We start from the raw sequence: 22,738 nt of genomic DNA, 5'->3' as shown, positions 1-22,738 counted from the left end.
AGCCGAGTTTCACCGTCTCATTGCTTGCTCTACTGTCCGGCCATGACGCTATTTGATCGCCCGCCAGTCGGCATGAATCTCGCTCGCACATCCAAGATCGTGGCGCAGGCCTTCGACGCCGCGATGGTTGAGGCCGGCGGAACATTGCCGGTCTGGGTGACTTTGCTCTCCGTCAAGTCGAAGGAGCTGGCCAACCAGCGCGAGCTTGCCGGCATGATCGGCATCCAGGGCGCGACGCTGACGCATCACCTCAACGCAATGGAGGCGCAAGGGTTGCTGACGCGCCGCCGCGATCCGCAAAACCGCCGCGTGCATCAGGTCGAGTTGACGGAGGCCGGCGAGGCGATGTTCGAGAAGCTGCGGCTGGCCGCGATCGCCTTCGACAAGCGGCTGCGGGCCGGAATTCCCGACGAGAGGCTGGCCGAGTTCGCCGACGTGCTTGCGGCACTCCGGGCGAACGCCGAGATCAAGCCGCCTCAGTCATAGGTCAGGATGGCGCCGAAGGCGTAGTGGCGCAGCTTGAGCGCGGCGATCAGCGCCGCGAGCTTCGCCTTGCCGTCGAAGGCGTCCTGGAACATCTCGTCATGCATCAACAGGATCAGCTTGCCCGGCTTCGCGAAATGGCCGTAGCCGAACAGATGGTCGATCTCGCTCACCAGAAGGTCCACGCTCTGCACCGGCTTGCCGCTGTCCTCGTGCACCCATTCATGATCCCAGCCGTAGAGCCAGAAGCCGGACGCAGCGACGAACTCGTAGTCGGGATCCTCGCGGCCGGCCTGCGCCAGCCCGAGCGAGTTGTCGTCCTTCGACATCGAGGGCAGCCGGAACACGTCGCGCCCGGGCAACCGCGCGTGCACGGCGGGTTTCAGCCCGAGCACGGCATTCGCTTTCAGCATGTCGGCAACCACACCTTCGGTATCGCCGTAGAAGTGCCGGTAGTGGTTGTAGGCGTGGCTGTAGCTGTGGTTGCCGATCGTCACCAGCGGCATCGACTTCGCCCGCTGCACCAACGCCCGGTTCCCAGCATTGGCTTCGGCATGCATGCCGACCATGAACAATGTCGCCGGCACCTGCTCTGCCTGCAGCACATCGAGGATGTTGGCGGTGCCGTTCAGCGGACCGTCGTCGAAGGTGAGATAGATGGTGCGGTCGGCCGCCAGTGCCGGCCATGTGATGAGCAGCAGGAACGACAGGACGAGACGAAGCGGCATCCGCGGGACCAGATTGTGATCTCGGCAGGCCGCCATGCCAGCGCGGGTCTGTCAAGTCTCGGCGAATTGTCCAGGGTCTGTTGGGATTCGGGTCAGGCCGAGTCGAGAATGGTGGCTTCCGAGAACCGGAGCGGAGCGTACTTAGCGTACGCGAGCACCGGAAGCGCAGGAGGCCGCCGTTCGCAGGCCGGCCTCACCCGAATAGCAATTGACCCTAGGCGAGGTTGCCCTGCAGCACCTTGAGCTTCGCCTTCTTCGGGCTGCGCGCCAGAAGCCATTCGCGGGCCTTGTCCTGCGGCATCGGGAAGGCGATCGAATAGCCCTGCACCTGGTCGCAGCCGATCGCCATCAGCGAATCGAGCTCGGCCTCGGTTTCGGCGCCCTCGGCGACGATCGAGATGCCGAGCCCGCGGGCAAGCTCGGTGATGGCGCGCACGATCTTGGTGTTGTCGCCGTTCTCGTTGATGTTCTGCACGAAGCGGCGGTCGATCTTCAGCCGGTCGATCTCGTTCGGATTGACGTGGCTGAGCGATGCATAGCCGGTGCCGAAATCATCGAGCTCGAGATGCACGCCCGCGGCACGGATGTGCCTGAGCTTGGCGGCGATACCGGTCTTCTCGTCGTCGAGGATGACGGATTCGACGATTTCCAGCGACAGCTTCTGCGGCGCGAGCCCGGCCCGCTCAAGGGTTCCGAACAGGAACTTGTCGAAGTCCGGCTCGCGCAGCTCGGTGCCCGAGACGTTGACGGCAATGCGCCCGAAATCGATGCCGGCGCGATCCCATTCGGCGGCTTCATTGATCGCCTTGGTGATGACGATGCGGCCGATATCCGGCATGAAGCCGCACTTCTCCGCCACCGGGATGAACTCGCCGGGCGAGATCATGCCGCGCGTGGCATGCTTCCAGCGCACCAGGGCCTCGATGCCGCTGATCTTGCCGCTGGTAAGCGACACCTGCGGCTGGAAATAGACCTCGAAGGTCTTTTCCGCGATCGCGGTGCGGATGTCCTGTTCGAGCTGCTTGCGGTAGTCGAGCTCGCGCCGAAGCTCCTCGGAGAAGAAGGAGAAGCTGCCACCGCCGAGCTTCTTGGCCGAATAGAGCGCGAGATCGGCATGGACAAGCAGGTCCTGCGCATTGTCGGCATCGACCGGGTAGACGGCGATGCCGGCGCTGGCGCCGGGCATGATCGTCGCGCCCTGGAAGGTGATCGGCTCGTTGATCTCGCTCAGGATGCGCTTGGCCAGGGTATGGATGTCCTCGGTGGTGCCTGCGCCGTTCAGGATCATCACGAACTCGTCGCCGCCGAGACGGGCGCAAAAATCTGACGCACGGCAGGAATCGCGCATGCGCTGCGCCGTCACCACCAGCACATAGTCGCCGGCGGGGTGGCCGAGCGTGTCGTTGATCTGCTTGAAACGGTCGAGATCGAACTGGATCACCGCCAGCCGCTCGCGGCGGCGATGCGCGCCCTTGATCAGCGTGTCGAAATGATCGGTCAGGAAGGTGCGGTTGTGCAGGCCGGTCAGGCCGTCATGCACCGCGATGAAGGCCATCGAATTGCGGGCGTCGACCAGCTCATGCGTCTTGCGCAGGATGGCCTTGGACATCGGCCGGAAGATGAACAGCGCCACCAGCACGATGACGCCGATGGTGGCGAAGAACAGCGTGCGGTGCAGGTCGAGCATCTCATTCGACCGCTCGTTGGCAAAGGCGTTGATGCGCTGGCCGAGCGCGGCATAGCCGGACAAAGTCGCATTGGCGACGGAGGCGTCGAGGCCGACGCGCTCGCCGCCGCCCTTGTAGCCGTCGCTTTGCATGCCGAGCTGAGATGCGAATGACGAGACCAGTCGATCGCCGTTGGCGATCAGGCCGACCGAGAAATAATCGAGATGGAACGGCTTGCTGAACAGCACATATTCGATCGATTTCGGATCGTTGCGGGCAGGTGACAGCGGATCGGCGCCGGTTTCCTTGAGCAGCCGGTCGTAATTGGTCTCGAACTCACCCGTTGCCTGCTTGAGCGCGGTGACGAGCGCCGGCTGCTTGTCGCGCGCGGCGGCGCCGGTTGCGCTGGCCAGGAAGACGATGCGCTGCGACAGTGCCTTCTGCGTGGAAACGATATCGAGCAGCGCATCATTGTGCTGCTGCTGCGCCATCAGCTGCTGCAGGAGAATGAAGGAGGCCATCACCATGGCGGCAATGATGGTGAGCGCCAACCAGTAGCCGGTTTTGATGAGCAGAATCAGCTTGCGCGAAACGCTCTGCAGTGGCTGCTGCGACATAACTTAGTGACCCCTCCGGTCGACGGATTCCTGCCTTGTATTCGTGGCAGGAAGACCCTTGACGTGAAAGGGTTAACAGTCGGCAAGCAGGGGCGGCGCATCACCCCGGCAGCGTGACAAAGCTGACAAGATGGTTATCGCGTCCTTTCGAGCGTTGTCGGCATTTGAGTGCATCGTTCTCCTGCGGTGAACGGGAAGCTTTCGCAGCGCCACCGAAGCGGTCGTTTTTACGATGGATTTTTCGCATCAGCGGCGCGACAGTCCGCCTTGAACCGAACAGGGCCGGACCATGAGCGCAGCGTTTCTCTCCCACATCGACAACGAGCTTCAGGGCCTGAAATCGGCCGGTCTCTATAAGTCCGAGCGGGTCATAACCTCGATGCAGTCGGCCGAGATCGAGGTCGCCGGCCAGAAGGTGCTGAATTTCTGCGCCAACAACTATCTCGGCCTTGCCGACAGCCCCGAGTTGCGCGAGGCGGCGAAGCAGGCGCTCGACCGCTATGGCTACGGCATGGCCTCGGTGCGCTTCATCTGCGGCACGCAGGAGGAGCATAAGCAGCTCGAAGCGACAATCTCGTCCTTCCTCGGCATGGACGATACCATCCTCTACGGCTCCTGCTTCGACGCCAATGGCGGCCTGTTCGAGACGCTGCTCGGCGAGGAGGACGCCGTCATCTCGGATGCGCTGAACCACGCCTCGATCATCGACGGGGTGAGGCTCTCCAAGGCCAGGCGCTTCCGCTACGCCAACAACGATATGGCCGATCTCGAAGCCCGCCTGAAGGAAGCGAAAGACTGCCGCTTCCGGCTGATCGCCACCGACGGCGTGTTCTCGATGGACGGCATCATCGCCAATCTGCAGGGCGTGTGCGATCTCGCCGAGAAATACGATGCCATGGTCATGGTCGACGACAGCCATGCGGTCGGCTTCGTCGGCAAGAACGGCCGCGGCTCGGCCGAGCATTGCGGCGTCGAGGGCAGGGTGGACGTCATTACCGGCACGCTCGGCAAGGCGCTGGGCGGCGCTTCGGGTGGCTATACTTCGGGGAAGAAGCAGGTGGTCGACTGGCTGCGCCAGCGCTCGCGGCCTTATCTCTTCTCGAACACGCTGATGCCGGCGATCGCCGGCGCCTCGCTGAAAGTGTTCGAGCTGATCCGCAATGGCGACGCGCTGCGTGAGCGCCTATATGCCAATGCGCAACGCTTCCGCTCTCAAATGGGTAAGCTCGGCTTTACGCTTGCCGGTGCCGATCATCCGATCATCCCGGTGATGTTGGGCGACGCGGCACTTGCGCAGGAGATGGCGGCGCGGATGTTGAAGCGCGGCATCTACGTCATCGGCTTTTCCTTCCCGGTGGTGCCGAAGGGCCAGGCGCGCATTCGCACGCAGATGTCGGCGGCGCATTCGAGCGCTGACATCGATCGGGCGGTCGAGGCGTTTGGCGAGGTTGGGCGCGAACTCGGCATAATTAGATAGTCGCCAATGTTCATGCTCTACGGCGCCCCCCTCTGTCCTGCCGGATATCTCCCCCACAAGGGGGGAGATCGATCATCGCCTTTGCCTTCGCCAATCGCTAACGTCGCAAGATGGGCGCCGCACCGAAACTGCCAATCTCCCCCCAAGTGGGGGAGATGTCCGGCAGGACAGAGGGGGGCGCGACAGAACGCAAGCCTCCGAAGCACCGGGAGAACCTGATGTCCAACATGATGAAGGCGCTGGTGAAGGCCAAGGCCGAGCCGGGCATCTGGATGGAAGAGGTGCCAGTGCCGGAGATCGGCCCCAACGACGTGCTGATCAAGGTCAAGAAGACCGCGATTTGCGGCACCGACGTGCATATCTACAATTGGGACCAGTGGGCGCAGAAGACCGTGCCGGTGCCGATGGTGACCGGCCACGAATTCGTCGGGACGGTCGCCGATTTCGGCGCCGCGGTCACCGAATATAAGGTCGGTCAGCGCGTCTCGGGCGAGGGCCACATCGTCTGCGGCCATTGCCGCAACTGCCGCGCTGGGCGAGGGCATCTCTGCCGCAACACGCTCGGCGTCGGTGTCAACCGTCCAGGCGCTTTCGGCGAGTACATGGCGATCCCGCAGCACAATGTCGTGCCGATCCCCGGCGACGTGCCGGACGAGATCGCGGCCATCTTCGATCCACTGGGCAACGCAGTCCACACCGCATTGTCCTTCGATCTGGTCGGCGAGGACGTGCTGGTCACCGGGGCCGGGCCGATCGGCATCATGGGCGCGCTGGTGGCGCAATGCGTCGGCGCGCGGAAAGTCGTCATCACCGACATCAACCCGGTCCGGCTGGACCTTGCGCGCAAGCTCGGCGTCCAGCATGTCGTCGACGCCTCGAAGGAAAAGCTGCGCGACGTCATGCCGAAGCTCGGTATGACCGAAGGTTTCGATGTCGGTCTGGAGATGTCGGGCGCAGCACCGGCCTTCCGCGACATGATCGACACCATGAACAATGGCGGCAAGATCGCCATCCTCGGCATCGCGCCGACCGGCTTCGAGATCGACTGGAACAAGGTCATCTTCAAGATGCTGCACCTGAAGGGCATCTACGGCCGCGAGATGTTCGAGACCTGGTACAAGATGATCGCCCTGGTGCAGGGGCCGCTGGATGTATCGGGGTTGATCACCCACCGCATCGGGATCGACGATTTCCAGGTTGGATTCGACGCGATGCGCAGCGGCAGCTCGGGCAAGGTGGTGATGGATTGGTAGGGGCCTGGGTAGAGACGTAGAGTTCCTTCGCGCCCCCCTCTGTCCTGCCGGACATCTCCCCACAAGGGGGAGATCAGCCATCACGCCCGCTTTCGCCAATCACCAGCGTTGCAGAAGGGCGCCGTCGCCGAAGCTGCCAATCTCCCCCCATGCGGGGGAGATGTCCGGCAGGACAGAGGGGGCGCTGTCCCGCCAGTCTATCAGTTTCCGCTCTACTTCCCTCCCAACGCCACCTCCAGCGCCGTCACCCCGCTCACAATCGCCGCGCGCCCTTCCTCGCCCAGCCTAGCCAGCAGCTCCCTTTCAAACGCCTTCGCCAGCGGCACCATCTCGCGATAGGCGGCAAGCCCCGCCTTGGTCAGCGTCAGATGCTCGACGCGGCGGTCGTTCCCGTCGGGCGTGCGCGTCAGCCAGCGCCTGCGTTCCAGCTCAGCCACCGCGCGCGACACCTTGGTCTTGTGCATGGCCGACTGCTCGCCGAGCTCCGTCGCCGTCATCGTCCCGCGCTGGCCGAGACCGGAAAGCGTGCGCCATTCCGGCCGCGTCAGCCCCTGGCGCTCCTTGTAGATGCGCGAGAATTCGCGGCTGACGGCATCGGCCAGCCGATAGAGCCGGTAGGGCAGGAAGCTTTCCAGTTCGAGGATTTCCGGTTCCATGGGTGCACCACGAATGTGTCAGTCGTTGATAGTTACATTTTCAATGGTTACAAATGAAACCAGTTTGGTCAACATTGCCGGCAAGCCAAGCTTCGCGACGCCTGGAAGCCGGGATCAGGGAGGATCGGATGGCCTTTTCCTACATGCCGGGGTTCGGCAACGATTTCGAGACCGAGACGCTGCCCGGCTCGTTGCCGCGGGGGCGCAACTCGCCGCAGCGGCCGGCTTACGGCCTCTATGCCGAGCAGCTTTCCGGCTCGCCCTTCACCGCGCCGCGCGGCACCAACGAGCGCTCCTGGCTCTACCGCATCCGCCCGAGCGTGAGACACACCGGCCGCTTCAAGCGGGCGAGCTACCCCTTGTGGAAGACCGCGCCCAACATCGGCGATCATGAGTTGGCGCTCGGCCAGTACCGCTGGAACCCGGTGCCGATGCCCGCCGAGCCGACGGACTTCATCTCCGGCATGCGCACTATGACCACGGCCGGCGACGCGGTGGGGCAATCCGGCATGGCGGCGCATGTCTATGTCGCCAACCGCTCCATGGTCGACGACCATTTCTTCAATGCCGACGGCGAGCTCATGATCGTGCCGCAGCTCGGCGCGCTGCGCTTTGTCACCGAGATGGGCGTCATCGAGCTTCGGCCAGGCGAGATCGCCGTGCTGCCGCGCGGCCTAGTCTTCAAGGTCGAGCTCGCCGACAAAGAGGCGCGCGGCTATGTCTGCGAGAACTATGGCGCCAAGTTCACCATGCCCGATCGCGGCCCGATCGGCGCCAACTGCCTCGCCAACCCGCGCGACTTCAAGACGCCCTGCGCCTGGTTCGAGGAAAAGGAGACGCCCTGCCGGCTGATCGTCAAATGGTGCGGCACTTTCCATGTCACCGAACTCGGCCATTCGCCGCTCGACGTCGTCGCGTGGCACGGCAACTACGCGCCCTATAAATATGATCTGGCGACATTTTCGCCGGTCGGCGCCATCCTGTTCGACCACCCGGATCCGTCGATCTTCACCGTGCTGACCGCGCCGAGCGGCGAGGAGGGCACGGCCAATGTCGACTTCGTCATCTTCCCGCCGCGCTGGCTGGTGGCGGAAAACACTTTTCGCCCGCCCTGGTACCACCGCAACATCATGAGCGAGTTCATGGGCCTGATCCATGGCCAGTACGACGCCAAGGAAGAAGGTTTCGTGCCCGGCGGCATCAGCCTGCACAACCAGATGCTGGCGCATGGCCCGGATGCGTCCGGCTTCGAGAAGGCGACGGGTGCGGAGCTCAAGCCGGTCAAGCTCGACAACACCATGGCCTTCATGTTCGAGACGCGCTTTCCGCAGATGCTGACGCGCCACGCCGCCGAACTGGACACGCTGCAGGAGAACTACATCGACTGCTGGGCCGGCCTGAAGAAGCGTTTTAACGGCACGCCTGAGGGCGACTGGTCCTGATCAGGGCGCCTTTATCAGGAAAACTCGCATAGGCGGCTTGACGATCGCCCGCAACGGCCTTGTTGTGGACTGAAGCATGATCCCGAAACGTGGGAACCGGTTTTCGGTGGAGATCATGCTCAAACAAAATTCCAAAGCGGTGGGAAAAGCCGCATCGGGAGAGGAAGCCGCATGAAGCTTGCCACATTGAAGAACGGGACACGCGACGGAAAACTGGTCGTAGTCTCGCGCGATCTGACGCGGTTCACCGACGCTTCCTTCCTTGTGCCGACACTGCAGGCGGCGCTCGATGACTGGCGGCGAATCTCGCCGCATCTCGCGGCAATGGCGGAGTCGCTCGAGACCAACGCCGTTCCTTCAGCGCGCTTCCACGAGCATGATGCGCATTCGCCTTTGCCGCGCGCCTATCAATGGGCGGACGGCTCGGCCTATGTGAACCATGTCGAGCTGGTGCGCAAAGCGCGCGGCGCCGAGATGCCGGCGAGTTTCTGGACCGATCCGCTGATCTACCAGGGTGGCTCGGATTCCTTCATTGCGCCGCGCGATCCGATCCGGATGGCGGACGAGGCCTTCGGCATCGACATGGAGGCCGAGGTCGCCGTCATTGTCGACGATGTGCCGATGGGCGTAAGCCTCGAAGAGGCGAGGGATGCAATTCGCCTCGTGATGCTGGTCAACGATGTGACGCTGCGCGCCATCACCGGGCCGGAACTGGCAAAAGGCTTCGGCTTCTTCCAGTCAAAGCCGTCATCCGCTTTCTCGCCGGTCGCGGTCACGCCGGATGAATTGGGCGATGCCTGGGACGGCGGCAAGGTTAACCTCGCGCTGCTGGTCGATCTCAACGGCAAGCCGTTCGGCCGGGCCAATGCCGGTATCGACATGACCTTCGACTTCCCGGCGCTGATCGTGCATGCGGCGAAGACGCGGCCGCTCGCCGCCGGCACCATCATCGGTTCCGGCACCGTCTCCAACAAGCTCGATGGAGGACCGGGCAAGCCGGTATCGTTAGGCGGCGCCGGCTATTCCTGCATCGCCGAGCTGCGCATGATCGAAACCATCGAGAGCGGCGAGCCGAAGACGCCCTTCCTGCATTTCGGCGACACGGTGCGCATCGAGATGAAAGACAAGGCCGGACATTCGATGTTCGGAGCGATCGAGCAGAAGGTCGAGAAGTACGTCAAATAAGCACGAGCCGGGGGAGGAGGCCGAAACGGTGACCCTGCTTGAGCATCTTCGCCGCATGGCGCGCAACAATCTATGGTCGAACGACCGCCTCTATCGAGCGGTTCTAGCGCTTCAGCCCGGCGAGTTCGAGGCCAAGCGCACCAGCTTCTTCCCATCGATCAAGGAGACGCTCAACCACATCATCGCGGTCGATCGTCTCTATTTCGATTTCCTGACGGATGGCGGCCTCGGCGCCGCAGCCTACGACACCTTCGTACCGTTCGATGATGTGGCCAGCCTGGCGACGGCACAGGCCAATTTCGACCGCAAGCTGATTGCCTTCTGCGACCGTCTGTCCGAAGCCGATCTCGACCGCCGCGTCATCACCGACCGACGAGAGGACGGCATGATCCCAGAGCGCATCGGCGACATCCTCGCGCACATCTTCCTGCACGACATCCATCATCGCGGCCAAGTGCACGCCATGCTTTCCGGCACCTCCGTCGCGCCGCCGCAATTGGATGAGTTTTTGCTCGATTACGACAGCAAACTGAGGAAGGACGAGGTCGAACGGCTGGGGTTGTGAACCGCTCGAAGCCCTGCAGACCTACGCCGCCTTGCCGTCCAGCTTGATCACGCCGCGCTTGATCTGGTCCTGCTCGATCGATTCGAACAGGGCGCGGAAATTGCCTTCGCCAAAACCTTCGTCGCCCTTCCTCTGGATGAATTCGAAGAAGATCGGGCCGATCACGGTTTTCGAGAAGATCTGCAGCAGGATCTTGGTCATGCCGCCGTCGACGACGCCTTCGCCGTCGATGAGGATGCCGTGCTTCTTCATCCGCTCGATCGGCTCGTCATGGCCGTGCACGCGCTCATGCGACATCTCGTAATAGGTGTCGGGCGGGCCGGGCATGAATTTCAGCCCGTTGGCGGCAAGCTTGTCGGTAGCTTCGTAGATCGCGTCGGTGCCGACCGCGATGTGCTGGATGCCCTCGCCATTATACTTTTTCAGATACTCGGCGATCTGGCTGGTCTCGTCCTTGGACTCGTTGAGCGGAATGCGGATCTTGCCGCAGGGCGAGGTGATGGCGCGGCTGACCAGGCCGGTGATCCTGCCGTCGATGTCGAAGAAATGGATCTGCTTGAAGCCGAACAGGTCGCGATAAAAATCCCACCACTTGTCCATGTTGCCACGATAGACATTGTGGGTCAGGTGGTCGAGATAGTAGAACCCGACGCCCTGGGGCTTCGGGTCGCGCTCGCCGAGCCATTCGAACTCGGCGTCATAGGCCGAGCCCTTCTCGCCATAGGCATCGATGAAATAAAGCAGCGAGCCGCCGATGCCGACGATCGCCGGCACGTCGAGCGCCTTGTCTTTCCCCTCATAGGGCGTGGCGCCCTTGGACACGGCATGGTCGAAGGCGTGCCTGGCATCGACCACGCGCCAGGCCATCGAGGCGGCGCAGGGGCCGTGCTTTTCGACGAATTTCATCGCATGCGAGCCGGGTTCGGCATTGACGACATAGTTGATGTCGCCCTGGCGCCAGACGGTGATGTTCTTGGTGCGGTGCTTCGCCACCGCGGTGTAGCCCATGCGGGTGAAAAGCTCGGCGAGTTTTTCCGGCTCTGAATGCGCGAACTCGACGAATTCGAAACCATCGGTACCGGCGGGGTTCGCCTTGCTGATTTTGGCGGGCGGTGCGTCGTGCGGGAAGGGGCCCATGGCAATCCTCCGAAAACTGTTCTGGCCGGTCTTGGCCATCTTTCATCATGATAGCACGGAGCGGTCGCACGGTGCTTGCATTCAACCGCTTGAAATGCTCTTGATGTGCGCGGATTGTGCATGATTGGAGGAAAATCCATGGATGATGCGCGCCTTGACCGATTTGACCGCAAGATACTGGCGCTGTTGCAGGGCGATGCGCGGCTCACCAACAACGACCTTTCGGAGCGGGTGAACCTCTCGGCCTCGCAATGCTCGCGCCGTCGCCAGCGGCTGGAGGAGGACGGCTATATCAGGGGTTACCGCGCCGTGCTCGACCGCGACCGTCTCGGCTTTTCGCTGGTCAACGTCATCTCGGTGACCTTGGCCACCCACAACCGCGACAATGCGCGCCGCTTCGGCGAGTTGGTGGCGCGGCTGCCCGAAGTGCAGGAGGCGCACGCGCTGACCGGCGAGATGGATTATATCCTGAAGGTGGTGACGCCCGATCTCAAATCGCTGTCGGAATTCGTCAACGGGGTATTGCTGCCGCATGAATCCGTGCAGCATGTGAAGACTGCGATCGTGCTGGAAACGCTGAAGGAAACCGGCGCGCTGCCGATTTAGGCCCGACAGATTTTATTGGCTACGTCGGCGGGACAGCGCCCCCCTCTGGCCTGCCGGCCATCTCCCCCACGAGGGGGGAGATTGGCAGCTGCGGCGAAGGCGCCTTTTTCTGCGACGTTGGAGATTGGCGAAAGCCCGCGTGAAAGCTGATCTCCCCCCGGCAGGACAGAGGGGGGCGCGAAGGATCGCCAACCTGCGGAATTGACTTCCGTAAGATTGGGAACGCCCGTCACCCCTTCTGCTGCTGGATCAACCCATAAAGGTTGGTGCACCGGGCGCCGGACCGGCAATAAGCGAACACCGGCCCTTCGAGCTCGTCGAGCGCCTCGGCCTGGTCCTCGACATTGTCCATGGTGATCTGACCGCTGATGACCGGAATGTAGCGGAAGGCAAGCCCCGCGGCTTCCGCCGCGACCTTGACGCTATCGGCCGAGGGTTGGCCTGGCTGTTCGTTGTCGGGCCGGTTGCAGATCACGCTTCTGAAGCCGGCGTCCTTGATGGCGGCGATGTCCTCGGGCAGGATCTGGCCGGAGACTGAGTAGTCATCGCTGATTTGGCGGTATTCCATTGGTGTCGTCCTCGCATTCTGGTTGGCGGCAGTTCTGCCACTCCCCGAGCGGTCCGGCAACTGCTGCTGCCGTTAGTTCTTACGCCGCGGCCGGCTGGGTAAACCGAGTCCTGGCGAAGCGGGCCGCGACGATGCCGGCGATGACCGCCGCGACAAAGATCGGCGTCGCCGAATAGCCAAGGCCCAGCGCCGGGATTGAGGCGCCGGGGCAAAAGCCGGCAATGCCCCAGCCGATGCCGAAGATGGCCGCGCCGCAGACCAGTTGCCAGTCAATGGCGCGTTTGGCCGGCAGCGCAAAGGCACTCTCAAACACGGGCGCCTCGCGCTGGCCGAACACGAGGCGGTAACCGGTGAAGGCCACTGCCAAGCCGCCGCCCATCACGAAGATCAGGCTCGGGTCCCAGGTTCCGGCGATATCGAAGAAATTCAGTACTTTCGCCGGATTGATCATACCGGACACAGCGATACCCAAACCGAAAAGCCCGCCGATCAGGAAAGCCGAGACGAGTTTGTTCATGGATCAGCCTCCGATCACATGACGGATGATGAAGACGGTGACGAAGGCGGTGGCCATGAAGGTGGCGACCGCGACGAACGAGCGTGGTGACAATCGCGCGATGCCGCAAATGCCGTGCCCGCTCGGGCAGCCGCCGCCGAAATGCACGCCGATACCGACGAGGAAGCCGCCGATGACGAGGGCCAGCGTTGGTACCGGTACACTGAACGGGATCTCTTTGCCGGCAAGCACCACCAGCAAAGGCGCGGCGATCGCGCCGGCGATAAAGGCGGCGCGCCACTGCCAGTCGGAGGACACCGGCGGAATGACGCCGGTTAGGATTCCTGTCATGCCGGCAATGCGGCCGTGCAATGCCATCAGCAGCACCGCCGACAGGCCGATGAGGGCTCCGCCAAGCAAGGACTGGAAAGGCGTAAAGTCAGTCATGGAAAGGCCTGCCCGCGTAGGGGTCGATCGGGAGGATCACCCACCCCCCAGCAGATAGGCATTTTCGCCTAGAAATCCAGCCGGATATTGGTCCGGCTGGACGGAGCATAGGCCGTTTCGCCACGCGATCTGGTGCGGCGAGCTCAACTGCCGAGAATTGCGCCTTTGATCTGCGTGATGTTGTTGTGCATCATGTCGATATAGGTCGAGGCCGGGCCGTCGGAACTCGACAACGCATCCGAATAGAGCGTGCCGCCGACCTTGACGCCGGTCTCGCCGGCGATCTGCTCGATCAGCCGCGGATTGGTGATGTTCTCGATGAAGATCGCCGCCGCCTTGTCCTGCTTGATCTGCTCGACCAGCTTGGCGACGTCGGCGGCCGAAGGCTCGGAATCGGTCGAGATGCCTTGCGGCGCCAGGAAGGTCAGGCCGTATTCGTGCTCGAAATAGCCGAAGGCGTCATGCGAGGTGATGACCACGCGCTTCGCCTCGGGGATCGACTGGATCGCTGCCTTCACTTCGCCTTCCAGCGCATCGAGCTTGATGGCGTAGGCGGCGGCATTGGCCTTGTAGCTGTCGCAGCCTGCGCTGTCGGCGGCGCAGAAAGCGTCGGCAATGTTCTTGACATAGATCCTGGCATTGGCGATCGACTGGAAGGCATGCGGGTCGGTGACCGTCTTGCCGCTGCTCGTGCCGGCGCTTTCGGCTGCATCCGCATCGGCGAATTCCGGCTTGAAGTCGATCGGCGTGACGCCTTTGGTCAGCGTCACGATCGCGGCCTTGGTGGCGCTGGCATCGACCAGGCGCTGCAGGAAACCTTCGAAATGCAGGCCGTTGACCAGAACGACATCGGCCTTCGCCATCGCCACCGCATCGGCCGGGCTCGGCTCATAGACATGCGCGTCGCCGTCCGTGCCGACGATGGTGGTGATCTCGACCCGGTCGCCGCCGACATTCTTGGCGAAGTCGGCAATCACCGTGAAGCTCGCCACCACCTTGAGCGGCGCCGCGATGGCCGATGAGGTTGCGAATGCGCTTAATGTTATAACACTCATCGCCAGGGCGGCACGGAAGGATTTCAGCATTGGGAAGCTCTCCTTGCTTGGGATTGGGGTCAGGCGGTGCGGTGGCGGTGATGCACGATGCGCGCGCGCAACGCGCCGCGCGAGCCGAACAGGATCGAGACGAAATAGACGACGCCGGCCGAAAGGATGATCGCCGGGCCGGACGGCAGCGACGCGTGATAGGAAAGCAGCAGCCCGGCGATGCAGGACGCAAAGCCGATCAGCACGGCCAGCACGCACATGGGTCCAACACGCACCGTCCAGAAACGGGCGGCCGCCGCCGGCAGCATCATCAGCCCGACCGACAGCAGTGTGCCCAACGCCTGGAAGCCGCCAACGAGGTTGAGCACGACGAGGCCGAGGAAGACGAAGTGCACCGGGCTGCCCATGCGGCTCACCGAGCGTAGGAACAGCGGATCGAGGCATTCGGCGACCAGCGCGCGCCAGAAGATGGCAAGGCTGGCAAGCGTCACTACCACGATGCCGCCGATCAGCGTCAACGCTTCGTTGTTGAGTGCGAGCACGGTGCCGAAGAGCACATGCATCAAGTCGACGCTCGAGCCACGGATCGACACCATCAACACACCGACGGCGAGCGAGATGAGATAGAAGGCCGCCATCGAAGCGTCCTCGCGCTGGATGGTGAAACGCGAGACCGCGCCCGCTCCAAGCGCGACGATGATGCCGGCGATAAGCCCGCCTATTGTCATCGGGAGGATTTCGAGGCCGTAGAGCAGGAAGCCGGCTGCGGCACCGGGCAGGATCGCATGCGCCATCGCGTCTCCCGAGAGGCTCATGCGGCGCAACATCAGGAAGACGCCGACAGGGCAGGCGCCGAGCGACAGCATCAGCGAGCCGAACAGCGCCCGCTGCATAAAGGCGAAATCGGCGAAAGGCGCGATGAACAGGCCGTAGAGGAAATCCATCACGCCGCCCTCGGTCCGGAGCCGTGGTGGTGATCGTGATGATCATGCACATGGGCGTGATCACCAAGGTCATGGCTGTGATCGTGCTCGCTCGGCTCGCACCAAGGCGCATTCTCTTCCCAGGCCTCGTGGAAGCGCCGCGCCTTGAGCAGATTCTCCGGCCGCAGCGTCTCGCGCGTCTCGCCCCAGGCAACGGGCTGGCGGGCGAGCAGCAGCGTTTCCGGGAAATTCTGCCGCACCAGATCGAGGTCGTGAACGACGACCATGATCGTGCGTTCCTCGCCATGCCAGCGTTTTATCAGTTGGATAAGGTCGCCGACGGTCTTGGCATCCACCGCATTGAACGGCTCGTCGAGCAGGATGAGATCGGCGTCCTGCAGCAGCACACGCGCAAAAAGCGTGCGCTGCAGCTGGCCGCCGGAGAGCGTGTCGATCGACCGCTTCTCGAAGTCGCCGAGCCCGACCGCCATCAGTGCCTTGCTGACCGACTCGCGATCCTCTTTGGTGTAGCGCCCGAGCATGCCGCGCTTCGGCCAAAGCCCAAGCGAGACCAGGTCCACGACGCGCGCCGGGAAAGTGCGATCCAATTCCGACTGCTGCGGCAGGTAGGCGGTGCGCACGCCGGGCGCGCGGACCACCGTGCCCTCCATAGGCTTCAGCACGCCGACAATGCCCTTCATCAGCGTCGACTTGCCCGAGCCGTTGGCGCCGACAACCGCGGTCAGCGATCCTTTGCGGACGATGCCGTCGAGGTGATGGATGGCGGGGTGGCTGCCATAGCCGAGCGTCAGGTCGCGGAAGGTCAGGCAGGCATTTGTCATCAGATGTTCCGGGGCGGTCCCACTAAATCGAGTGCACCGTCGATATGTGATGTTATTACATTAGTCAACACGGCAGACCGGCGGAATTTACGTCTCGGCCGGTCAACTCGCCGTGTGCGTGACGAGGCCGGGCCGGATAATTGGCTCAATTGGTTTCGCGTCCGGCGGCCTTGCCCGGAGCCGGCACGGACTCTAAAGAGGCACGACTCCCATAACGAAGGAACCTCCCATGAGCATTCGTCGCATTGATGTCGGCCCGCGCATGAGCCAGATCGTCATTCACGGTAACACCGTCTATCTGGCCGGCCAGGTCGGCGAGCCCGGAGGCAACGTCGCTTCGCAGACGCGCGACATCCTGAAGACCATCGACGAATTGCTGGCCAAAGCCGGGACCGACAAGACCAAGATCGTCCAGGCGATCATCTGGCTGGCCGACATGGGCACCTTCGCCGAGATGAACTCGGAATGGGACAAGTGGGTGCCGCAGGGCCACACGCCCGCCCGCGCCACAGGCGAAGCCAAGCTCGCCGGACCGGAATATCTGGTCGAGATCATTATCACGGCGGCGATCTAGCACCTGTCTTGCCTTCTCCCCTTGTGGGAGAAGGTGGCCGCGCAGCGGCCGGATGAGGGGTGTTGGAAGAATCGCCGCGCTGAAGAACTAGGCGCTTCTGGTGCTTGGATTTCTGGCCTCTCATTCCCTCGAGCACCCCTCATCCGTCTCGGCGCTGTGCGCCGATCCACCTTCTCCCACAAGGGGAGAAGGGGCGTTGGCGCTACCCCTGCGACGGCGTGAACCTCGCCACCAGCGTGTGGCTTTCCGCCGGATAGATGAAGCGCACATGCGTGACCGGGTGCTCGGCGCTCCAGGTGCGGCGCTCGACCACGAGACAGGGCGCGCCGGGGTCGATGTCGAGCGCGTCGGCGATATTCTCGTCGGCCGCCATGGCGCGGATGCGGTGCTCGGCCTCGCTCCACGGCACGCGACCGATCAGCCAGGGGCCGGGGGCGATGTCGAGAAATTCTTCCTCGGCCGCCTCGGCCACCGCTGACAGGTTGATCAGCCGCTGCTCGAGCGCGAACGGCCGTTCGCCGGCAAAATGCAGGCCTTCCAGCGCAAGCAGCGGACCCGGGACGGAAAGCCCGAGCAGCGACCGGTCCTCGGCGCCGCTGCGCCGCTTCAGGCGCTCGAGCCGTTGATAGCGATAGGGCAGGCCGAGCGCCTCGACCTCGATCCTGATGTCGTGCAGCTCCAGCACCGCCGCCTGCGATTGCGGCTGGCGCACGAAGCTGCCCGAACGGCGGCGGCGCTCGATCAGCCCGGCCTTGGCGAGCTGCGACAGCGCCTTGTTCACCGTCATGCGCGAACAGTTATATTGAGCCGTCAGCTCGTGCTCGAACGGGATGCGGTGGCCGGGCGACCAAGCCCCGGACAGGATTTTCTCGCGGATATCCGACAGGATGCGCTGGTGCAGCGAAACGCTCTCGCCGCTTTCAACATCATCGGTTTCAACCAGGCTCATCGGGCTTTTCCTGCGTCAGCCTTGGGAAAGGGCGGTCATCACCGTGCGGAACCGCTTGGCGATCGCCTCGTGCTTGGCATGCCTGCCGCCGCTGACCTGCTTTTTGCCATGCACCCAGACGCAATCGACCTTGCTGCCATTGGCGAAGATCCAGGCGTCGAGGATCGCGTCGCCCGTCTTGCCGGCAAGCGAGGGATGGCCGGCGTCGAGCGAGACGAAATCGGCGGGACCGCCGGCGGCAATCCATGACGGACCGGCGCCGAGCGCCGCGCCGCCGCCGTCGAGCGCGGCGTCGAACAGCGCGCGCCCGGTCGAGCCGCCGGCACGCGCCAAAACGTTGCGGGCGCGGTGGGCGAGGCGCTGCGAATATTCGAGCTGCCTGATCTCGTCCGGCAGCCCGATCAGCACATTGGAGTCGGAGCCGACGCCGAAGCGACCGCCGTGCTCGATGAACAGTGGCGCGGCAAAGGTGCCGTCGCCGAGATTGGCCTCGGTGATGGGGCAGAGGCCGGCGATCGCGCTGCTCTTCGCCATGGCGATCGTTTCCGCTTCGGTCATATGCGTGGCGTGGATCAGGCACCAGCGCTTGTCCACCTTGGCGCTGGACAGCAGAAACTCGACGGGCCGCGCGCCCGACCAGGCGACGCAGTCCTCCACCTCCTTCACCTGCTCGGCGATATGGATATGGATCGGCCCGTTTGGCGCCATCGCGGCGACCGCGTTGAACTCGTCCGGCGTTGCGGCGCGCAGGCTGTGCGGCGCGACGCCGACGACAGCCTGTTCCAGCTTCGATACGCATTCACGGCTTTTCTCAAGCAAGCGCCCGAACCGTTCGACATTATTGATGAATCGCCGCTGGCCTTCATTCGGCGCCGCGCCGCCGAAGGCGGAGTGGGCGTAGAAGACCGGCAGCAACGTCAGCCCGATGCCGGTCTCGGCGGCCGCCGCCGCGATACGCTCGGCCATCTCGGCGATGTTGGCGTAAGGCTTTCCGTCGCGGTCGTGGTGGAGATAGTGAAACTCGCCGACCCGGGAAAACCCGGCCTCCAGCATCTCGACATAGAGCTGCGCCGCCACCGCCTCGACCTGGTCGGGCGTCATCGACAGCGCGAAGCGGTACATCACCTCGCGCCAACTCCAGAAACTGTCGGCCGAAGGGCCCCGCAATTCGGCCAGCCCCGCCATGCCGCGCTGGAAGGCGTGGCTGTGCAAATTGGGCATGCCGGACAGGAGAATCGCATGGCGTTCGTCGCCGGACTGCGGCGAGGCGCCAGCCTCGACCGTGGCGATGCGGCCGCCGTCGAAAGCGATCCTCACATTACCTCGCCAGCCCTCGGGCAGCAGCGCCTGTTCCGCAAAGATCGCCGTCACGTTCCTCTCCGAATCTCATTGCCCAAGCGACATTACCACTTGCGTCGCGTTCTAATATGTATATACATAATCGCAATCCTTTCAAATGGAAAAGATGATGGGTGGAGAGAATAGACAGGGCGGCCTTCGTCTTTGGCGCAACGCGCGCCTGGCGACCATGGCCGATGGTGCGGCGGGCTTAGGCATCGTCGAAAAGGGCGCGGTCGCCGCGCGCGACGGGCTCATTGTCTATGCCGGCGCGGAAGCCGACATGCCGGCGGCGCTCGGGCAAGGCAGCGAGAGCATCGATTGCGAGGGCCGCTGGATCACGCCCGGCCTGATCGACTGCCACACGCATCTTGTCTATGCCGGCAACCGCGCCAATGAATTCGAGATGCGGCTGGCCGGCGCCACTTATGAAGAAGTGGCCCGCGCCGGGGGCGGCATCGTCTCTTCCGTGAAATCGCTGCGCGCCGCGAGCGAGGATGAACTCGTTGCTGAGACGCTGCCGCGCCTCGATGCGCTGATTGCCGAGGGCGTGACCACCGTCGAAGTGAAGTCCGGTTACGGCCTCGACCTCGACAATGAGAAGAAGTCGCTGCGCGCTGCGCGCCGTCTCGATAGCGAACGGAAGGTGACGGTCCACACGACCTGTCTCGCCGCCCATGCGCTGCCGCCTGAAGCCAAGGGCGACAAGGACGCTTTCATCGACCTCGTCGCCGGCACGATCCTTCCGGCGGTTGCCGCCGAAAAACTTGCCGACGCCGTCGATGGCTTTTGCGAGGGCATCGCGTTTTCGCCCGAGCAGATCGCGCGTGTTTTCGACAAGGCAAAAGCACTCGGCCTGCCCGTAAAACTCCACGCCGACCAGCTTTCCAATCTGCATGGCGCGGCGCTTGCTTCGAGCTACGGCGCGCTGTCCGCCGACCATCTCGAATACACCGACGAGGAGGGCGCCGCGGCTATGGCCAAGACCGGGACCGTGGCGACGATCCTGCCAGGCGCCTACTATTTCATCCGCGAGACCAAGAAGCCGCCCATCGACCTGTTCCGCCGCCACGGCGTGAAGATGGCAGTTGCCACCGACAGCAACCCCGGGACCTCGCCGCTCACATCGCTGCTGCTCACCATGAACATGGCCGCGACGCTCTTTGGCCTGACCGTCGACGAATGCCTCGCCGGCGTCACCCGCGAGGCGGCGCGTGCGCTGGGGCTTCTCGACAAAACCGGCACGCTGGAGACCGGCAAATCCGCCGACCTTGCCATCTGGGACATCAAGCGCCCGGCAGAACTCGTCTACCGCATGGGCTTCAACCCGCTCCATGCCCGTATCTGGAGAGGACAATGACCGAACTGACCTTGAAGCCCGGCAGCGCGACGCTTGCCGATTGGCGCGCCATCTACCGCGGCGCCGTGCCGAAGCTCGACGACGCTTGCCGGCCGAAAATCAAGGCCAGCGCCGAAGCGGTCGCCCGCATCCTCGCCAAGGGCGAGCCGGTCTATGGCATCAACACCGGCTTCGGCAAATTGGCCAGCGTCCGCATTCCCGGGGCCGACCTCGAAACGCTCCAGCGCAACATCGTGCTTTCGCACGCCGCCGGTGTCGGCGAGCCGATGCCCGTCGCGGTGGTGCGGCTGATGATGGCGCTGAAGCTTGCCAGCCTCGCCCAAGGTGCGTCCGGTGTAAAGGCCGAGACCATCGACCTGCTTCAGGGGATGCTCGCCAACGACGTCATCCCGGTCGTGCCGGCGCAGGGCTCGGTCGGCGCTTCCGGCGACCTCGCGCCGCTCTCGCATATGACGGCGGTGATGATCGGCGTCGGCGAATGCTTTACGCCGCACGGCCGTTTCCCGGCCAAGGTCGCTTTCGTCTCGCACGGGCTGGAGCCGGTCACGCTCGGTGCCAAGGAGGGCCTGGCGCTGCTCAATGGCACGCAGTTCTCGACCGCCTTCGCGCTCGCCGGCCTGTTCGAGGCCGAGACGCTCTACCAGTCGGCGCTGGTCGCCGGCGCGCTGTCGACCGATGCCGCCCGCGGCTCGGACGCGCCCTTTGATCCGCGCATCCACCTGTTGAGGAAACATCGCGGCCAGATCGAGACGGCGGATGCGCTGCGCAATCTGATGGCCGGCAGCGCCATTCGCGAGTCGCACCGCGTCGGCGACGAGCGCGTGCAGGATCCTTATTGCCTGCGCTGCCAGCCGCAGGTGATGGGTGCAGCCCTCGACGTGCTGCGCAAGGCCGCCGACACGCTCGAGACCGAGGCCAACGGTGTCACCGACAATCCGCTGATCTTCGCCGAGGACGACACCGCGCTTTCGGGCGGCAATTTCCACGCTGAGCCGGTGGCCTTCGCCGCCGACATGATCGCGCTGGCGGTCTGTGAGATCGGCTCGCTGTCGGAGCGGCGCATCGCCATGCTGGTCGATCCGGCGCTCTCCGGCATGCCGGCTTTCCTCACGCCGAAGCCGGGGCTGAATTCCGGTTTCATGATCCCGCAGGTAACGGCGGCCGCGCTCGTTTCGGAAAACAAGCAGAAGGCCTATCCGGCGAGCGTCGATTCCATCCCGACCTCGGCCAACCAGGAAGACCATGTTTCGATGGCGGCCCACGGCGCGCGCCGGCTGCTCGGCATGATCGAAAATGCGACCGCCGTCATCGGCATCGAGCTGCTGGCGGCCGCACAGGGCTGCGATTTCCACGCACCGCTCGCTTCGAGCGATGCTCTGGAGGCCGTGCGCAAATCGGTCCGAGCCGAGGTGCCGCATCTCGACAACGACCGGCATTTCCATCCCGACATGGAAAAGGCGATCGCCCTGGTGCGCAGCGGTGCCGCGGTGAACGCGGCAAGCGTGGTGGCGCTGCCTTCGATTGCAGGGACGGCGTGATGGCCACGCCTCCCTGGCTCACCATCACGCGCGGCACGGCGCCCCTGCTGGTCTCGATCCCGCACACCGGCATCGATCTCGCTGGCCTCGATAGCCGGCTGGTTTCGACCTGGCTTGGCCGCCGTGACTGCGACTGGTGGATCGACAAGCTCTATGATTTCGCTACCGAGCTTGGCGCGACGGTCGTCCACACCGCCATCTCGCGCACCGTCATCGACGCCAACCGCGACCCTTCCGGCGTCTCGCTCTATCCTGGACAGGCGACCACCACGCTCTGCCCGACGGACACGTTTGACGGCGATCCGCTCTACCGCATGGGTGAGGAGCCGACGCCGTCCGAGATCGACAGGCGTCGTGAGACCTATTTCGTACCCTATCATGCCGCCCTGCAGGCCGAGATCGACCGCCTGCGCGGCATGCACGAGAAGATCGTTCTCTACGACTGCCATTCGATCCGCTCGGTGCTGCCGCGCCTGTTCGAAGGCACGCTCCCGGTGTTCAACCTCGGCACCAATGACGGCAAGAGCACCGATCCGTCGCTGCAGGAAAAGGTGGCCGCCATCCTCGCCGCGACAGGCGAGAGCTGGGTGATCAATGGCCGCTTCAAGGGCGGCTGGATCACGCGCAGCTTCGGCCAGCCGCAGAACGGCGTCCATGCGCTGCAGATGGAGCTCTCCAACCGCGGCTACATGCGCGAGCCGTCGGAAAAGGGCGCGCCGGAAAACTGGCCCGTGCCTTACGACGCAACCTATGCGGCGCCGATCCGCGCCACGCTGAAAACCATCCTCGAAACCGCCATTGACTGGGCCGGGCGCTGACCCGCGCCGCCCGCCTTGCTTGA

At 63.9% G+C, this 22,738-nt stretch carries 23 protein-coding genes; 11 read left to right on the top strand and 12 right to left on the bottom strand.

Translation table 11 applies throughout. From position 1 onward, the window contains the following. Positions 1 to 72: 72 nt before the first annotated feature. Complete coding sequence (locus RFN30_RS07695; protein WP_320261503.1) at positions 73 to 486, top strand: MarR family winged helix-turn-helix transcriptional regulator; 414 nt, start codon at positions 73 to 75, stop codon at positions 484 to 486. On the opposite strand, the gene RFN30_RS07690 is transcribed toward RFN30_RS07695, so the two are convergent. Beyond that, the gene (locus RFN30_RS07690; RefSeq protein ID WP_320261502.1) at positions 477 to 1,211 is read right to left on the bottom strand and encodes a polysaccharide deacetylase family protein; all 735 of its coding nucleotides are present in this window, start codon (positions 1,209 to 1,211) and stop codon (positions 477 to 479) included. The genes RFN30_RS07695 and RFN30_RS07690 overlap by 10 nt on opposite strands. 214 nt (positions 1,212 to 1,425) lie before the next feature. Next, on the bottom strand, positions 1,426 to 3,495 hold the full coding sequence (locus RFN30_RS07685; RefSeq protein ID WP_320261501.1) for a putative bifunctional diguanylate cyclase/phosphodiesterase: 2,070 nt from the start codon (positions 3,493 to 3,495) through the stop codon (positions 1,426 to 1,428). Positions 3,496 to 3,784: 289 nt separating this feature from the next. Here RFN30_RS07685 and RFN30_RS07680 point away from each other — a divergent pair, with 289 nt between their 5' ends. Both RFN30_RS07680 and tdh read left to right on the top strand, forming a co-directional pair. Then, on the top strand, positions 3,785 to 4,972 hold the full coding sequence (locus RFN30_RS07680) for a glycine C-acetyltransferase (protein ID WP_320261500.1): 1,188 nt from the start codon (positions 3,785 to 3,787) through the stop codon (positions 4,970 to 4,972). Positions 4,973 to 5,190: 218 nt separating this feature from the next. Beyond that, positions 5,191 to 6,225 (top strand): L-threonine 3-dehydrogenase, encoded by a 1,035-nt coding sequence (gene tdh / locus RFN30_RS07675; protein WP_320261499.1) that lies wholly within the window; start codon positions 5,191 to 5,193, stop codon positions 6,223 to 6,225. A 212-nt stretch (positions 6,226 to 6,437) separates the two neighbouring features. Here tdh and RFN30_RS07670 read toward each other — a convergent pair whose 3' ends face one another. Then, a complete protein-coding gene (locus RFN30_RS07670) occupies positions 6,438 to 6,881 on the bottom strand; it encodes a MarR family winged helix-turn-helix transcriptional regulator (RefSeq protein WP_320261498.1) in 444 nt (147 codons plus the stop codon). Between the two features lie 128 nt (positions 6,882 to 7,009). Between RFN30_RS07670 and hmgA the strand changes: the two genes are divergently transcribed. From hmgA to RFN30_RS07655, 3 genes are all read left to right on the top strand, one after another. Beyond that, positions 7,010 to 8,323 carry a homogentisate 1,2-dioxygenase gene (gene hmgA, locus RFN30_RS07665; protein WP_320261497.1) on the top strand — a complete coding sequence of 438 codons (1,314 nt, stop codon included), beginning with the start codon at positions 7,010 to 7,012 and terminating at the stop codon, positions 8,321 to 8,323. Positions 8,324 to 8,494: 171 nt separating this feature from the next. Further along, a complete protein-coding gene (locus RFN30_RS07660; protein ID WP_320261496.1) occupies positions 8,495 to 9,508 on the top strand; it encodes a fumarylacetoacetate hydrolase family protein in 1,014 nt (337 codons plus the stop codon). 28 nt (positions 9,509 to 9,536) lie between these two features. Continuing rightward, positions 9,537 to 10,073: a DinB family protein gene (locus RFN30_RS07655; protein ID WP_320261495.1), complete on the top strand. Its 537-nt coding sequence runs from the start codon at positions 9,537 to 9,539 to the stop codon at positions 10,071 to 10,073. Between the two features lie 21 nt (positions 10,074 to 10,094). Here RFN30_RS07655 and hppD read toward each other — a convergent pair whose 3' ends face one another. Then, the gene (hppD, locus tag RFN30_RS07650) at positions 10,095 to 11,210 is read right to left on the bottom strand and encodes a 4-hydroxyphenylpyruvate dioxygenase (protein WP_320261494.1); all 1,116 of its coding nucleotides are present in this window, start codon (positions 11,208 to 11,210) and stop codon (positions 10,095 to 10,097) included. Positions 11,211 to 11,348: 138 nt separating this feature from the next. On the opposite strand from hppD, the gene RFN30_RS07645 reads away from it, so the two are divergent. After that, complete coding sequence (locus RFN30_RS07645) at positions 11,349 to 11,816, top strand: Lrp/AsnC family transcriptional regulator (protein ID WP_320261493.1); 468 nt, start codon at positions 11,349 to 11,351, stop codon at positions 11,814 to 11,816. Positions 11,817 to 12,045: 229 nt separating this feature from the next. On the opposite strand, the gene RFN30_RS07640 is transcribed toward RFN30_RS07645, so the two are convergent. The 6 genes from RFN30_RS07640 to aztA all read right to left on the bottom strand — a co-directional run bounded on the left by RFN30_RS07640 (position 12,046) and on the right by aztA (position 16,138). Continuing rightward, positions 12,046 to 12,384: a protein tyrosine phosphatase family protein gene (locus RFN30_RS07640; RefSeq protein ID WP_320261492.1), complete on the bottom strand. Its 339-nt coding sequence runs from the start codon at positions 12,382 to 12,384 to the stop codon at positions 12,046 to 12,048. A gap of 79 nt (positions 12,385 to 12,463) precedes the next feature. Continuing rightward, positions 12,464 to 12,901, bottom strand: coding sequence for a DUF6691 family protein (locus RFN30_RS07635; RefSeq protein ID WP_320261491.1), 438 nt, complete (start codon positions 12,899 to 12,901; stop codon positions 12,464 to 12,466). Positions 12,902 to 12,904: 3 nt separating this feature from the next. Next, the gene (locus RFN30_RS07630; protein WP_320261490.1) at positions 12,905 to 13,327 is read right to left on the bottom strand and encodes a YeeE/YedE family protein; all 423 of its coding nucleotides are present in this window, start codon (positions 13,325 to 13,327) and stop codon (positions 12,905 to 12,907) included. 143 nt (positions 13,328 to 13,470) lie between these two features. Then, a complete protein-coding gene (gene aztC / locus RFN30_RS07625; RefSeq protein WP_320261489.1) occupies positions 13,471 to 14,412 on the bottom strand; it encodes a zinc ABC transporter substrate-binding protein AztC in 942 nt (313 codons plus the stop codon). Between the two features lie 29 nt (positions 14,413 to 14,441). Beyond that, positions 14,442 to 15,317, bottom strand: a complete 876-nt coding sequence (aztB, locus tag RFN30_RS07620; RefSeq protein WP_320261488.1) for a zinc ABC transporter permease AztB — start codon at positions 15,315 to 15,317, stop codon at positions 14,442 to 14,444. Further along, positions 15,317 to 16,138, bottom strand: a complete 822-nt coding sequence (aztA, locus tag RFN30_RS07615) for a zinc ABC transporter ATP-binding protein AztA (protein ID WP_320261487.1) — start codon at positions 16,136 to 16,138, stop codon at positions 15,317 to 15,319. The genes aztB and aztA overlap by 1 nt, the downstream gene beginning before the upstream one ends. A 229-nt stretch (positions 16,139 to 16,367) precedes the next feature. Here aztA and RFN30_RS07610 point away from each other — a divergent pair, with 229 nt between their 5' ends. Further along, on the top strand, positions 16,368 to 16,712 hold the full coding sequence (locus RFN30_RS07610; RefSeq protein ID WP_320261486.1) for a RidA family protein: 345 nt from the start codon (positions 16,368 to 16,370) through the stop codon (positions 16,710 to 16,712). 202 nt (positions 16,713 to 16,914) lie between these two features. On the opposite strand, the gene hutC is transcribed toward RFN30_RS07610, so the two are convergent. Then, the gene (gene hutC / locus RFN30_RS07605) at positions 16,915 to 17,661 is read right to left on the bottom strand and encodes a histidine utilization transcriptional repressor HutC (RefSeq protein WP_320261485.1); all 747 of its coding nucleotides are present in this window, start codon (positions 17,659 to 17,661) and stop codon (positions 16,915 to 16,917) included. Between the two features lie 15 nt (positions 17,662 to 17,676). Beyond that, complete coding sequence (locus tag RFN30_RS07600; protein ID WP_320261484.1) at positions 17,677 to 19,032, bottom strand: formimidoylglutamate deiminase; 1,356 nt, start codon at positions 19,030 to 19,032, stop codon at positions 17,677 to 17,679. 97 nt (positions 19,033 to 19,129) lie between these two features. Between RFN30_RS07600 and hutI the strand changes: the two genes are divergently transcribed. From hutI to hutG, 3 genes are read left to right on the top strand one after another with little or no spacing between them, the layout of a single operon-like run. Beyond that, positions 19,130 to 20,359, top strand: a complete 1,230-nt coding sequence (gene hutI, locus RFN30_RS07595; protein ID WP_320261483.1) for an imidazolonepropionase — start codon at positions 19,130 to 19,132, stop codon at positions 20,357 to 20,359. Next, complete coding sequence (gene hutH / locus RFN30_RS07590) at positions 20,356 to 21,897, top strand: histidine ammonia-lyase (RefSeq protein ID WP_320261482.1); 1,542 nt, start codon at positions 20,356 to 20,358, stop codon at positions 21,895 to 21,897. The genes hutI and hutH overlap by 4 nt, the downstream gene beginning before the upstream one ends. Then, positions 21,897 to 22,715 (top strand): N-formylglutamate deformylase, encoded by an 819-nt coding sequence (gene hutG / locus RFN30_RS07585; protein ID WP_320261481.1) that lies wholly within the window; start codon positions 21,897 to 21,899, stop codon positions 22,713 to 22,715. The genes hutH and hutG overlap by 1 nt, the downstream gene beginning before the upstream one ends. Positions 22,716 to 22,738 lie beyond the last annotated feature (23 nt).

The sequence above is a fragment of the Mesorhizobium dulcispinae genome (assembly GCF_033977345.1).
In the GTDB taxonomy this organism is placed as follows: Bacteria; Pseudomonadota; Alphaproteobacteria; order Rhizobiales; family Rhizobiaceae; genus Mesorhizobium; species Mesorhizobium dulcispinae.
The sequence above is the reverse complement of the archived record's forward strand: the minus strand, read 5'-3'. Positions and strand labels throughout refer to the sequence as shown.

What these genes read in the sequence shown, in the direction of transcription:
- hppD (WP_320261494.1), bottom strand. Translation starts at nt 11,210, where the DNA reads ATGGGCCCCTTCCCGCACGACGCACCGCCCGCCAAAATCAGCAAGGCG.
- hutC (WP_320261485.1), bottom strand. Translation starts at nt 17,661, where the DNA reads ATGAGCCTGGTTGAAACCGATGATGTTGAAAGCGGCGAGAGCGTTTCG.
- RFN30_RS07660 (WP_320261496.1), top strand. Translation starts at nt 8,495, where the DNA reads ATGAAGCTTGCCACATTGAAGAACGGGACACGCGACGGAAAACTGGTC.
- aztA (WP_320261487.1), bottom strand. Translation starts at nt 16,138, where the DNA reads ATGACAAATGCCTGCCTGACCTTCCGCGACCTGACGCTCGGCTATGGC.
- RFN30_RS07690 (WP_320261502.1), bottom strand. Translation starts at nt 1,211, where the DNA reads ATGCCGCTTCGTCTCGTCCTGTCGTTCCTGCTGCTCATCACATGGCCG.
- RFN30_RS07670 (WP_320261498.1), bottom strand. Translation starts at nt 6,881, where the DNA reads ATGGAACCGGAAATCCTCGAACTGGAAAGCTTCCTGCCCTACCGGCTC.
- RFN30_RS07635 (WP_320261491.1), bottom strand. Translation starts at nt 12,901, where the DNA reads ATGAACAAACTCGTCTCGGCTTTCCTGATCGGCGGGCTTTTCGGTTTG.
- tdh (WP_320261499.1), top strand. Translation starts at nt 5,191, where the DNA reads ATGTCCAACATGATGAAGGCGCTGGTGAAGGCCAAGGCCGAGCCGGGC.
- hutG (WP_320261481.1), top strand. Translation starts at nt 21,897, where the DNA reads ATGGCCACGCCTCCCTGGCTCACCATCACGCGCGGCACGGCGCCCCTG.
- RFN30_RS07630 (WP_320261490.1), bottom strand. Translation starts at nt 13,327, where the DNA reads ATGACTGACTTTACGCCTTTCCAGTCCTTGCTTGGCGGAGCCCTCATC.
- hmgA (WP_320261497.1), top strand. Translation starts at nt 7,010, where the DNA reads ATGGCCTTTTCCTACATGCCGGGGTTCGGCAACGATTTCGAGACCGAG.
- RFN30_RS07695 (WP_320261503.1), top strand. Translation starts at nt 73, where the DNA reads ATGAATCTCGCTCGCACATCCAAGATCGTGGCGCAGGCCTTCGACGCC.
- RFN30_RS07685 (WP_320261501.1), bottom strand. Translation starts at nt 3,495, where the DNA reads ATGTCGCAGCAGCCACTGCAGAGCGTTTCGCGCAAGCTGATTCTGCTC.
- hutI (WP_320261483.1), top strand. Translation starts at nt 19,130, where the DNA reads ATGGGTGGAGAGAATAGACAGGGCGGCCTTCGTCTTTGGCGCAACGCG.
- RFN30_RS07610 (WP_320261486.1), top strand. Translation starts at nt 16,368, where the DNA reads ATGAGCATTCGTCGCATTGATGTCGGCCCGCGCATGAGCCAGATCGTC.
- RFN30_RS07680 (WP_320261500.1), top strand. Translation starts at nt 3,785, where the DNA reads ATGAGCGCAGCGTTTCTCTCCCACATCGACAACGAGCTTCAGGGCCTG.
- RFN30_RS07640 (WP_320261492.1), bottom strand. Translation starts at nt 12,384, where the DNA reads ATGGAATACCGCCAAATCAGCGATGACTACTCAGTCTCCGGCCAGATC.
- aztB (WP_320261488.1), bottom strand. Translation starts at nt 15,317, where the DNA reads ATGGATTTCCTCTACGGCCTGTTCATCGCGCCTTTCGCCGATTTCGCC.
- RFN30_RS07645 (WP_320261493.1), top strand. Translation starts at nt 11,349, where the DNA reads ATGGATGATGCGCGCCTTGACCGATTTGACCGCAAGATACTGGCGCTG.
- aztC (WP_320261489.1), bottom strand. Translation starts at nt 14,412, where the DNA reads ATGCTGAAATCCTTCCGTGCCGCCCTGGCGATGAGTGTTATAACATTA.
- hutH (WP_320261482.1), top strand. Translation starts at nt 20,356, where the DNA reads ATGACCGAACTGACCTTGAAGCCCGGCAGCGCGACGCTTGCCGATTGG.